The organism is Terriglobus sp. 2YAB30_2 (assembly GCF_052114765.1).
GTDB lineage: Bacteria > Acidobacteriota > Terriglobia > Terriglobales > Acidobacteriaceae > Terriglobus.
Map to the genome: position 1 here is coordinate 296,235 of NZ_JBFRFJ010000004.1, position 12,769 is coordinate 309,003.

6 protein-coding genes and 1 pseudogene are annotated in these 12,769 nt (G+C 60.2%); 5 read left to right on the forward strand and 2 right to left on the reverse strand.

Going from position 1 to position 12,769, the window contains the following annotated elements:
- Nucleotides 1–2: 2 nt before the first annotated feature.
- Complete coding sequence (locus tag AB4Y89_RS08875; RefSeq protein ID WP_442300559.1) at nucleotides 3–1,193, reverse strand: hypothetical protein; 1,191 nt, start codon at nucleotides 1,191–1,193, stop codon at nucleotides 3–5.
- Nucleotides 1,194–1,339: 146 nt separating this feature from the next.
- A pseudogene (gene treS / locus AB4Y89_RS08880) lies at nucleotides 1,340–3,007 on the reverse strand (maltose alpha-D-glucosyltransferase); the annotation flags it as partial.
- A 117-nt stretch (nucleotides 3,008–3,124) separates the two neighbouring features.
- On the opposite strand from treS, the gene AB4Y89_RS08885 reads away from it, so the two are divergent.
- From AB4Y89_RS08885 to AB4Y89_RS08905, 5 genes are all read left to right on the forward strand, one after another.
- Nucleotides 3,125–3,784: an MFS transporter gene (locus tag AB4Y89_RS08885; protein ID WP_442300560.1), complete on the forward strand. Its 660-nt coding sequence runs from the start codon at nucleotides 3,125–3,127 to the stop codon at nucleotides 3,782–3,784.
- Nucleotides 3,785–3,829: 45 nt separating this feature from the next.
- Nucleotides 3,830–6,475 carry a malto-oligosyltrehalose synthase gene (gene treY, locus AB4Y89_RS08890; protein WP_442300561.1) on the forward strand — a complete coding sequence of 882 codons (2,646 nt, stop codon included), beginning with the start codon at nucleotides 3,830–3,832 and terminating at the stop codon, nucleotides 6,473–6,475.
- A gap of 3 nt (nucleotides 6,476–6,478) precedes the next feature.
- Nucleotides 6,479–8,224 (forward strand): malto-oligosyltrehalose trehalohydrolase, encoded by a 1,746-nt coding sequence (gene treZ / locus AB4Y89_RS08895; protein ID WP_442300562.1) that lies wholly within the window; start codon nucleotides 6,479–6,481, stop codon nucleotides 8,222–8,224.
- Nucleotides 8,225–8,500: 276 nt separating this feature from the next.
- Nucleotides 8,501–9,733, forward strand: a complete 1,233-nt coding sequence (locus tag AB4Y89_RS08900) for a DUF5666 domain-containing protein (protein WP_442300563.1) — start codon at nucleotides 8,501–8,503, stop codon at nucleotides 9,731–9,733.
- Between the two features lie 68 nt (nucleotides 9,734–9,801).
- A complete protein-coding gene (locus tag AB4Y89_RS08905; protein ID WP_442300564.1) occupies nucleotides 9,802–12,699 on the forward strand; it encodes a carboxypeptidase regulatory-like domain-containing protein in 2,898 nt (965 codons plus the stop codon).
- Nucleotides 12,700–12,769 lie beyond the last annotated feature (70 nt).

The following is a 12,769-nucleotide window of genomic DNA, read 5'->3' on the forward strand; positions in this document are numbered from 1 at the left end:
GGTTATGGATTGAAGCGGTCGGGCCAGCGCCAGCGCGAGACCAGATAGGGCTTATCGGAATCGAAGGCCGCAGCTAAGGCTTCGATATGGGCCTCTTTCCGTTCACCCAGAATGTAGCTCGCTACCCATGCCAGATATAGCGGCGTCAAAGCGCCCAGCAGATGCGCGCGATTGATGGTGCGCAGCCTCCAGGCCAGCAGGAAGTCATACACTATGCGGACCCAGAGTGCATCGGGCATGACGAAGTGCTGCTCTTCCAGGATCGACAGTTTCTTCAGGCCAAGCAGGGAGTTCGGCGGCAGCACGAGCGACCAGATCTCCGAGAGGTTCTTGTAGCCGATGCGGAAGGTCTCAATCATGGTGGTGACGTCAGGCTTGGGCGGCTCTGCACTGAAGACCAGAGGCTCGCTCCCGACCACGGTTGCCTGCGTTCGCGCGCGCTGCCAGTAGGTGGCGCGGCTCTCTACGTCGGAGAAGAGCGAACCCGCCACCATGGTGAGCAACTGGGTCAGGTCGGTGACCTCGGGAACTGGGAACGATCGCGTGTCCATCGCGACTTCCTGCGCATTGAAGCCGGCGGTCGCGGCTTCACCGACAGGCCACAGCAGAGCGTCATTCTGATTGGCGGCGGTGAATCGCTGTGCCGTCGCCGCCAGCCGTTCGCCCATCCGCAGGGAGAATGCAAAATCGAGCGGCTGCGGCGTGTGCACCTTGATGGAGAAGAGCGCCCGCGTGACCGGGGCCAGGATGGTGCTGGTCACCAGGCCGTCATAGGGTGAGGTCGTGTAGCGCGGAAGCACCAGATCAATGTTGTTTTCGATGGCAGCGGTGACCATGGCCCGCAAATTCTGCGGCGCCAGTGTCCACGAGCCCGAGGCCAGCATGAGGCAGCGCGGAGCCTGATACTCGCTCATCATCTTGTAGGCGTTGAGATACTCCGCGGCGGTGTGGATCCAGCGTGCGGGAGGAATAGCCGCAGGGGGAGTGACGGCAACCGTCGAAAACGGAAGGTCGATAGATTCTTCGTGACCGGGATACGCAACAAGTACCGGCAGGCCGGCGAGGACAGGCCGCAGATGGCTGAAGGTGGCACGTAACTGCTCGGCATCAAGCGGCGGCAGTGCAAGCAGAAGTGCAGGCGTGGTTGCCTGGGATGGGCTGGTCGAAGGTTGAGGGGCGGCGGTCGTAGACATCGTGCTCTCAAGCAAGTTTAGTTGCTGACACTGCCCGGATCGTTACCTGTTTCGGGAGGTCCCGGCACTTCTTCTACGGGATGCCCCATCGGCTCGGTCATTAGCAGCAGATCCCGGGCCGGTTCCTGGTGCTGCTGTTGCGTCATCCTATCCAGCTGCGGAGGGGCCGGCTGCAGCTCCAGCCAGAAAAAGCTGTATGGCGCCAGAGTCAGCCGGTATGGAGCATCCGTAATGAGGGGGAAAGGAACGTACCCCAGCATCTCCACCGGCATCAGGCCGACAAAGCGTGACAGATCCAGAGAGACCGGCTGCGCGAAACGCGACAGGTTGGCGACGCATACTATGCGCTCGCCATCATACTCCCGGATATAGGCCAGCACCTTGCGGTTATCCGGGGTAAGGAATTCGAGCGCCCCCCGGCCAAAGACCTGGAAGAGCTTACGCAGAGCCACCATGTTGCGGGTCCAGTGCAACAGGGAAGAGGTGTCCGTCTGCTGGGCCTCCACATTGATGGTCTGGTAACCCCACACCGGGTCCATGATCACGGGCGAATAGAGCTTCTCCGGATTCGCGCGGGAAAAGCCGGCATTGCGGTCTCCCGACCACTGCATCGGAGTGCGTACACCATTGCGGTCGCCCAGGTAGATGTTGTCACCCATGCCGAGCTCGTCCCCGTAGTAGATGATGGGTGTCCCCGGAAACGAAAGCAGGATCGAGTTCAATAGCTCGATGCGGCGGCGGTTGTTGTCGACCAGTGGCGCCAGGCGGCGGCGAATGCCCACATTGATGCGCATGCGCGGGTCAGCCGAGTAGGCCAGGTACATGTAGTCGCGCTCATCGTCCGTCACCATCTCCAGCGTCAGCTCATCGTGATTGCGCAGAAACAGGGCCCACTGGCAGTTGTCCGGAATAGGAGGCGTGCGCGTCATGATGTCGGTAATGGGAAGCCTGTCCTCCTGCCTTAGCGCCATGTAGATGCGCGGCATCAGGGGAAAGTGGAAGCACATGTGGCATTCGTCGCCATCGCCGTAGAAGGGACGCACATCATCGGGCCACTGGTTGGCTTCCGCCAGCAGAAACCGGTTGGTGTACTCGTTGTCGATGATGGCGCGGATCTCCTTGATGATGGCGTGGGTCTCGGGCAATGCATCGCAACGGGTGCCCTCGCGTTCAACGAGGTAGGGAATGGCATCCAGGCGGAAGCCGTCTACTCCGAGATCGAGCCAGAAACGCATCGCTTTGACCACTTCATCGAAGACGAGCGGATTGTCAAAATTGAGGTCCGGCTGGTGGTGGAAGAAGCGGTGCCAGTAGAACATGCCCACCTCGTCGTCCCAGGTCCAGTTGGACTTCTCTGTGTCCTTGAAGATGATCGGTACGCCGGGGTACTTTTTGTCGGTGTGTGACCAGACATAGAAGTCACGTTCCGTGGAACCCTCCGGAGCCTTACGTGCGCGCTGGAACCACGGATGCTCGTCGCTGGTGTGATTGATGACGAGCTCGATCAGCACCTGGATGCCGCGCCGGTGGGCCTCTGTCAGGAAGAGCTTGAAGTCTTCCAGGGTGCCGTAGGCCGGATGGACGGCGGTATAGTCGGCGATATCGTAGCCGTCGTCCCGCAGCGGGGAGGGAAAGAACGGCAAAAGCCAGATGCAGGTAATACCGAGGTCCTGCAGATAGTCGAGCTTGGAGACAAGGCCCGGGAAATCACCGATGCCATCATTGTTCGAGTCACAGAACGCCTTAACGTGTAACTCATAGATGATGGCGTCTTTGTACCAAAGCGGATCGTTTGCGCTGCCAGCCTTCTTCACAGGGGGTCGTGCCTCGTTCATGACGGTCACTCCGTTGGATGCGGTCTGCCGCTCCGGCGTCACGCGGCATCGAAGATGCTGCCCAGATACTTTCGCGACCGCACCTTTCGGACTGCGATGACGATACAGTTCCTCTCGAATGGAATTTCATTTGCGGGTCAGATGCTGATTCCGTTCTTCCTTATTCGCGCATGTGGGGAGTCGCCTTCGACAACGCGCCTGATGCTCACCCCAATGGGATTGGGAATGCTCTGCTCCTATCCCATGATGGGAACGCTGACACAACGCTTCGGCCTTCGCCGCGTCTCGTCCTATGGAGCCTTGCTCTCGCCGGCGGCAACACTTCCATTTCTGTATCTCAGCCGGCATGGCCTCGTGACATCCATGCTGGCGGTAACACTCTTCCTCCGCGGTATGGCGATGGGAGCCATCGGAATACCATCAATCTCAGCGGCGTATGCTGCGGTTCAGCGGGAACAGCTTCCCATGGCCACCACCACGCTGAATATCGTGCAGCGTCTCGGCGGACCTACGCTGACCACACTACTCGCAACCTTTGTTGCCTGGCGCATGACGTTTGCCTCGTCCATCGTATTTCCGGCGGCGTTCGCGCTGCTGTCCGCTTTTCATATCGCGCAGTGGCGGCGACCAGCCGGCGACCTCGCGAACTGCCCAGTGGAAAAACCGCCTCCTGACGCTTGTTTTCTACCGTTTAGTCTCCTGCAGCAGCCATCCAACCCCGCCAGCGAAATTCGCTTCTTAAGGTGCAGACCTTAGTGTGTCCCAAGGACCGAGACATGCCATCACGGAAAGTAGAGAAGAATGGCCCGCATCCCCACGTCCACTTATCGTCTGCAGCTGCATGCAGGCTTCGACTTTGACCACGCTTCCGCCGTTGCGGACTACCTGCACGATTTAGGTATCACGCACATTTACTGTTCGCCGTATCTGCAGGCTGCACCCGGGTCCATGCACGGCTACGACGTTGTCGATCACCAGAAGGTGAACGAGGAGCTCGGCGGTATCGAGGGCCACGGACGCCTGCGCTGGCGCCTGGGTGAACTTGGCCTCGGGCAGATTCTCGACATTGTGCCGAACCACATGGCGTTGGGGCCGGAAAACCGGCTCTGGTGGGACGTGCTGGAGAACGGGCCAGCGTCGCGTTTCTCGACGTGGTTCGACATTAATTGGCATCAGGAAGAGGCCAAGCTGCAGAACAAGGTGCTGGTGCCGATCCTTGGCGACCAGTACGGCAAGGTTCTCAGCGATCGTCAGATCGGGGTCGCGCGCCGCGGCGCCGGCTTCGTGGTGCTCTACATGAAGAATGAGTTCCCCGTGGCGCCACGCTCGCTCTACGGCCTGTTGCAGCGTGCCGCGGAGTATGCGCGTAGCGATACCCTGAGCTTTATCGCCGACTCGTTTGCCCGCCTGCCCGCACCGGAAGCGACGGACCGCAGTGTCGCCGTCAACCGCCATCGCGACAAGACCGTCATCTACGCTCTGCTGGAACGTCTGTGCGCTGAAGACGGCAACATCTGCCGTTCGATCGATCAGGCGGTCGCGGACCTGAACAACAACATCGATGCCCTGGACGATCTGCTGAACCAGCAGAACTATCGCCTCGCCTACTGGCGTACGGCAGACCAGGAGCTTGGCTACCGGCGCTTCTTCGATGTGAACACGCTCATCGGCCTGCGTGTCGAACGTGAACACGTCTTCGAAGAGACTCATGCGCTGATTCTGCAGTGGTTGAGAGAGGGTGCGCTCGACGGCGTGCGTGTCGATCACCCCGACGGCCTGCGCGATCCCCAGGGATACTTCCGGCGTCTGCGCGAACAGGCTCCCGATGCGTGGATCATCGGCGAGAAGATCCTCGAGTCAGGTGAGTGGCTGCGCCAGGAATGGCCCATTCATGGCACCAGCGGGTATGACTTTCTGAATGTGTGCAATGGCCTGCTGGCGCATGGTCCGGGCCTGGAAGAGATGACTACCATCTACTCCGACTTCACACATGAACCTATCGACTTTGAAGATGTGGCGCATGAGAAGAAGCATCATGTCACGCAGGAGGCTCTGGGCTCGGACGTCAATCGTCTTGCAGCGCTTCTCGTGGAGATCTGCGAAAACAATCGTGATCGCCGCGACACGACGCGTGCCGAGATCCGCCGCGTCATCCGCGAGGTGGCGAGTTGTTTCCAGGTCTACCGTACCTATGTCGCCACCGATCGAGACAACATTACCGATGAAGACCGTTACCGTGTCTGGCAGGCCATCAATCAAGCCAAGCGCCGGCGCCCTGATCTTGACCCAGGTCTCTTTGACTTTGTCGGCGATGTACTTACGCTAAAGGTGCGCGGCTTCCGCGAGAATGAGTTCGTCATGCGCTTCCAGCAGTTCACCTCGCCGGTGATGGCCAAGGGAGTGGAAGATACAGCGTTCTACACCTATAACCGCATGATCGGGTTGAATGAAGTGGGCGCGGATCCGGCGCATAATGGCATCAGTGTGGAAGAGTTTCACCACTACTGCGCGACCATACAGCAGACGCATCCGCAGACGATGACGACGCTTTCCACGCACGATACGAAACGTGCAGACGATGTGCGCGCGCGTCTGGCTGTGCTGACAGAGATTCCGGCGCGGTGGCGTGCCGCGCTGAACCGCTGGTCTCGCATGAATACAGAATTCCGCGGCGAGCGGTATCCCGATCGCAATACCGAGTACTTTCTTTACCAGACGATGATCGGTGCGTGGCCGATCAACAAGAAACGTCTGACGGCATACATGGACAAGGCCATGCGCGAGGCGAAGCAGCACACCACCTGGACGAACAATAACCGTGAATATGAAGATGCACTGCATCGCTTCATCGAACGGATTCTCGAGCACCAGCCTTTCGTAAATGAGTTGGAGCAGATGGTGGAACGTGTCCGCGAGGCCGGATGGATGAACTCGCTGACGCAGACACTGCTGAAATACACGGCTCCAGGAGTGCCCGATCTCTACCAGGGCGGAGAGCTCTGGGACTATTCGCTGGTAGACCCCGACAATCGCCGACCGGTGGACTACGACCTCCGCCGCCGTCTCCTCCAGGAGGTACAGTCGCTCTCTCCTGAAGAGATGATGGAACGCAGCGAAGAAGGCCTGCCCAAGCTGTGGCTGATCCACAAGCTGCTATTGCTGCGGAAGGAACATCCGGAGTGGTTCGGACCCACTGCGGCATATACGCCACTGGAGGTGCAGGGGCCGAAGGCGGCGCACATCATCGCGTATCTGCGGAATCACAGTGTCATCACACTGGCACCTCGTTGGCGCATTAAGCTTGGAGATAGCTGGGCAGGCACAACGGTCGAGGTCCCCGAGGGCCGCTGGAAGAATGTGCTGACCGGCGAGATAGAACATGGCGGACGGCAGAAGACCGCCAGCTTCCTGCAGCGCTTCCCCGTAGCGCTGCTGGTACGGGAGTAAGGCATGCATCGGTTTGAAGTATGGGCGCCGCGCGCCTCTCGCGTCCGTCTGCATCTTCATGATGGACTTCACGAGATGCAACCACCCCGGGAGGTGGACGATCATGGCTGGTGGAGGTTGGAAGCTCCCGATGCCGGGGCTGGTACGCGCTATGGCTTTGCCATAGACGATGACGATCAGCTATGGCCTGATCCACGATCGTTGTGGCAGCCGGATGGTGTCCATGGCCTGTCCTGTGTCTACGATCAGGCCGCCTTTGCCTGGACCGATAAAGGCTTTCAGGCGCCGCCGCTCTCAAGCGCGGTCATCTACGAACTGCATATCGGCACCTTTACCCCGGAAGGCACACTGGACTCCGCGATCGCGCGGCTCGATCACCTGGTTGAGCTGGGTATTACCCATGTGGAGCTGTTGCCGCTGGCCGCGTTTCCGGGTGTCTTTGGCTGGGGATATGACGGTGCGGCGTTGTATGCCGTGCATCAGCCGTATGGCGGTCCGGATGCGTTGAAGCGCTTCGTGGATGCGGCTCATGGCAAGCGGCTGGCAGTGCTGCTGGATGTTGTCTACAACCACTTCGGTCCGGTGGGGAATTACACCGGTAAATTCGGCCCGTATCTGGTGGATACGCATCACACACCCTGGGGCGGTGCGGTGAACTTCGAAGAGTGGGGAGCGGACCAGGTGCGGCGCTTCTTTCTCGACAATGCACTGATGTGGATGCGCGACTTCCACATGGATGGTCTGCGTCTGGACGCTGTTCACGCCTTTGTAGACCGTTCCGCGATTCACTTCCTGGAACAACTTGCTACCGAGGCAGAGCATCTCAGCTCCGCTACCGGCCGGCAACTCGCGTTGATCGCCGAGAGCGACCTGAACGACCCGCGCATCGTCACTCCGCGCGAGGCAGGCGGTTACGGCATCGACGCGCAGTGGAGCGATGATTTTCACCATGCGTTGTTTACCGCTGTTGCACCGCACGAGACACGCGGCTACTACGAAGACTTTGGTGGCCTGGCAAAGCTGGCCAAGGCGCTGGAAGAGGTCTTCGTGTACGACGGCATCTATTCGCGTCATCGCAACCGCATCCATGGACGGCCCGCTGGGACTCTGGATCGGCATCGTTTTCTGGGCTATATCCAGAACCACGACCAGATAGGAAATCGTGCTCAGGGTGATCGGGTTGCGGCGATTGCCGGAATAGACCGTGCCCGTGCCGCCGCGGCTCTGATGTTGCTGGGGCCATTTGTGCCGATGCTCTTTCAGGGCGAGGAGTGGGCCGCATCCACACCCTTCCTTTACTTCGCCGACCATGAAGAGCCGGAGATGGCCCGCGCGGTGAGCGAAGGCCGGCGGCGTGAGTTCGCAGCCTTTGGATGGAAGCCGGAGGACGTACCCGATCCCGTCGAGCGTGCGAGCTTCGAGCGCAGCTGTCTTCGGTGGGAGGAGACCGCAACCGGGGAACATGCGCAGATGCTGACCTGGTACAAGGACCTGATCCGGCTACGGCGCTCCCTGCCGGAGCTTGAGGACGGCTCGCCGGGAACCTGTCGCGTCGAGTTCGATGAGCAGCAGGGATGGCTCATGATGCACCGGGAAGCGGTCACGGTGGCGGTGAACCTGGGTCGTCAACCGGTGCGGCTTTCGGTCCCTCCCGTTACCGAACTGGTTCTCTCCTCCGGCACGTGCACTCTCGAGAGCGGTACACTAACGCTGCACGATGGGGCAACGGCCGTTCTGCGGCGCAGTTAGAGTATTTTCCCTGTGGGTATACGTGAAGGCTTCCGCATCCGATGGGCGTTTCTGCAATGAAACGCCACTGCAAGTCCCTTTCCGGATCCCCGGCAACAGAGAAAACGCTTTAGACGAGCGCTTCCCCGGAAGGTTTCAGCGTAATTTCCCCAGAAATTTCATGAAACTTAGGCGACGGTTCGACCGTAATCCCTGCAGACTCCCCAACTGCAGTGCGGCACGTCGTTTTGTGCGATCCAGCCGACTGTGTGTGGTGTCCCGTTCGAGGATTAGGCTATGTTCGCAACCAAGAGAGATTTTCTGGCGACTCTGTTCACCGCGACTGCGGTGGTAATGACCGTTTCGCCCTGCGCTGTAGCCCAGAATGCATCGGCCCTCGGCACCGTGAAGAGTATCGATGGGAAGACAGTGACGGTGGCGACAGACAAGGGAGCAACGGTGACCGTGACCCTTGCTGACGCTACCAAAGTAGTGCAGCTCGCGCCCGGGAGCACTGACCTGAAGACCGCACAGCCGGCCACAGCCTCTGATATCACTGCCGGAGACCGCGTGCTTGCCAGCGGCCCGGGTGACGCTTCCGCGATCACGGCTGTTCGCGTGGTCCTCATGAAGTCTGGCGATATCGCACAGCGCAATGCGGCAACCCAGGCGGATTGGGCTCGTCGTGGATCGGGCGGTCTGGTCAACGCCGTGAACGGCGGCTCTATCACGATCAAGCAGGGCCAGAAGGTTGTCGAGATTACGACGACACCGAAGACAATCTTCCGCCGGTACGCAGCCGATTCGGTGAAGTTTGAAGACACCAAGCCCGGTACACTGGCCGACATCAGGCCGGGCGACCAGCTTCGCGTGCGTGGTGAGAAGAACGAAGACGGCACCGCGATTGCGGCCGATGAGATCGTCAGCGGAGCCTTCCGCAACCTGGCCGGCACGGTCACCAGTGTCGATGCCGCCAGCGGCAAGATCGTTCTGAAGGACCTTGCCAGCAAGAAGAACGTCACCATCATGGTGACCTCGAACTCAGACTTCCGTGCTCTGCCGCCGCAGATGGCGGCCATGCTTGCCGCGCGTGCTCGCGGCGCTGCAAATGGTGCGGCTGGTGCCAACGGTGGAGGAGCTCCTGGTGGTGCACCTCAAGGCGGTGGAGCCTCAGGCGGTGGTGCACCGCAGGGTATGGGACGGCCGGCAGGCGGTGGTGAAGGTGCAGGTTCAGGAGGTATGGGACCTGGCGGTGCAGGTGGTGGACGGGGCTTTGGCGGTCCGGGTGGTGGTGGTCCTCGAGGCGACCTGGTATCCATGCTGTCGCGCCTTCCAACGGGTGAGCTGGCAACGGTGAAGAACGGCGATGCGTTGATGATCGTCGGCACCGGCGCTGCGAATGCGGACACCGTCACGGCAGTGACTATGTTGAGCGGAGTTGAGCCTATCCTTGCCGCGCCGAACGGAGCCAGTTCCATGAACCTGGCGCCGTGGAGCATGGGCGGCGGAGCAGGCGGGGACGCACAGTAAGTAGAAAAGCAAACGAACGCAGTACGAACGAATTTTGAGTGTGGCACTTGTTGTGCCTGGGAGCTGAGATGAAACGCTCATGGTGGAAGTGTGTCTGGCTGCTGGTGGTTCTGGCAGTGAGTGTCGCCGGTCAGGCGCAGCAGACGGGAACGATTCGCGGTCTTGTGACGGATCCTGATGCAGCGGTGGTGCCTGGCGCGACGATTACCGCGACAGCGGCTAACGGAAAGGCTTTGACGGCGCAGAGCAAGGGAGACGGCAGCTACTCCATCTCCAACGTGCCGGCGGGCAGCTACTCGATCACGGTGACGATGTCCGGCTTCGGTTCGTTCGTGCGTCAAGGCGTGCGTGTGGCCGCGGGCCAGTCGCTCAATCTGGACGTCAAGCTGGCGATCGCCGAAGCTAATGCTGAGGTGAACGTCACCACGCAGACCAACCAGGTCAGCGTGGACGCTGACTCGAATGCCAGCGCCACGGTCATCAAGGATAAGGACCTGGACGCGCTCTCTGACGATCCGGACGAGCTCCAGAACCAGCTCTCGGCCCTTGCCGGACCTTCGGCCGGACCGAACGGCGGGCAGATCTACATCGACGGCTTTACCGGCGGCACGCTGCCTCCGAAGTCATCGATTCGTGAGATTCGCGTCAATCAGAATCCGTTCTCGGCACAGTACGACAAGCTGGGCTTCGGTCGCGTTGAGATCCTCACCAAGCCGGGCACGGATAAGTTCCGCGGCAATATCAACGTGCAGGGCAATCAGAAGTGGCTGAACACGAGCAGCCCGTTCGTGCAGAACCAGCCGGACTATCACACCTTCTTCCTTCTCGGCAGCCTTAGCGGCCCATTGACCAAGACCTCGTCGTTCAACGTCAGCGGCAACAATCGCGATATCGAAGACAACAACATCATCAGCAATAACGTCCAGATCTATGCGACAAATCTGAATGATCTGTCGACGATCTGCGCTCCGGGAACCGTCGGCTGCCTTACCGGCACCTACGCCGGCAGCGCGATTAATCATCCTCAGAAGCGGTGGGAGATCAGCCCGCGCGTCGACTTTGCTCTCTCTGACAAGAACACCCTGACCATCCGTTTCCAGCACGAGCAGGGGACTAACAAGAACAACAACATCGGCACGTTCGTTCTGCCTACACGCGGACAGAACTCGACGGCCCAGGAAGATACCATCCAGATCAGCGACTCGCAGATCATCAGCCCCAAGGTCGTCAACGAGACCCGTTTCGAGTGGCAACGTACGAATGCGGCTGCGACTGCTCTGAATCCAAGTCTCGCCGGCCTCAATGTCTCAGGCGGTATGAGCACCGGCGGCTCCACCAGCGGCAACTCCAATGTGACGGATAGCCACTTCGAGCTGCAGAACTATACTTCCATCGCTCTGCAGAAGCACTTCTGGCGGTTTGGCGGGCGCCTGCGTACTACCGAGGAGAGCGCTTACTCGACGGCTAACGCAAACGGTACATTCACCTACGCCACCATCCAGGACTACGCAGCTGGCCATGTCAATCAGTATGCGGTTTCGACTATCAACCAGGCCACTGTCTCCTCGCGTGTGACGGACGTTGGTCTTTACGTTGAGGATGACTGGAAGATCCGTCCCAACCTGACGCTCAGCGCGGGCATGCGTCTCGAGACCCAGAATCAGATCGATTCGAATCACGACATCGCTCCGCGTGTCGCGCTCGCCTGGGGTATCCCGAACAAGCACGGCTCGCCCAAGACAGTCGTCCGCATCGGATACGGTATCTTCTACGACCGTTTTGACCTCACGCAGGTCATGAACGTTGTCCGCCAGAACGGCACCAATGTTCAGACCACGACGTTCAGCGCACCGCAGGGCGGGTATCTCAATTGCGGCCCCAGTAACCCGCAAGCCTGCAGCAGCAGCAGCGGCACAGGCGGGAAGAATACGGTCTACACCATCGGGGATACCCGCTCGGCATACATCATGCAGTTCGCGGGTGGCGTCGACCAGCAGGTCGGCAAGGCCTCCATCTCGGTGAACTACCTGAACTCGCGTGGTGTGCACCAGTACCTGAACCGCGCCTTCGCCAACACTGCCACCAACATGATCAACTACCGCTATGATTCTGGCGGCGTCTTCAACCAGAACCAGATCTTCGTCAACGGCAACATGCGGCTGAGCAATACCGTCTCGCTCTTTGGCTTCTACTCACTCAACTACGTCAACGGTAATGCGTCCGGCGCCACGTTTATTCCGTCGCGCGCGACGGATACGAAAGCCGACTACGGTCGCACTCAGTTCGACGTGCGCAACCGCATGCTGATGGCCGGTAACATTAACTTCAAACACGGCTTCTCGGCCAGCCCGTTCCTGGTGGCAAGTTCAGGAAACCCGTACAACATTCTGGCCGGCAGAGACCTGAACGGCGATTCGGTCTATAACGACCGTCCGGCATGGGCCAACTCGGGCAGCGCCAACCTCGCGGGCGCCTGCACCAGTGCCGCGGCTCTGCAGACGGGGCAGACTTCGAACGCCTGGTATAGCGTTCAGCAGAGCGGGAACTACACCCAGATTCCGATCAACAACTGCACCGGGCCGGCTTCGCTGAACTTCAACCTGCGCCTGAACAAGGTCTTCGGCTTCGGTGAGAAGACCGGCGCAGCCTCTGGTCCTAATGGCGGACGCCGTCAGCAGCAGCAGGGCGGCATGATGCCGCCTCCGGGAGGCGGCCGTGGCCAGGGTGGTCCGGGAGGTGCTGGTGGACCGTTTGGCGGAGCCAGCTCCGGCCACAGGTACACCGTCAACTTCGCTATCCAGGCCAACAACCTCCTGAACGTGGTGAACTACGGCTCTCCTGTCGGCACGGTGACCTCGCCGCAGTTCGGCCGGTCGAACTCGATCGGTGGCGGCGGCTTCATGGGCCCCGGCGGTTCCAGCAACGCAGTACGCCGCCTCACCCTGCAGATGGGCTTCAACTTCTAAACGCAATCGAAGTGAATAAGGCGCGGCTATCAGCCGCGCCTTATTCACTTCAGGGCGCTGTGTCTACGGA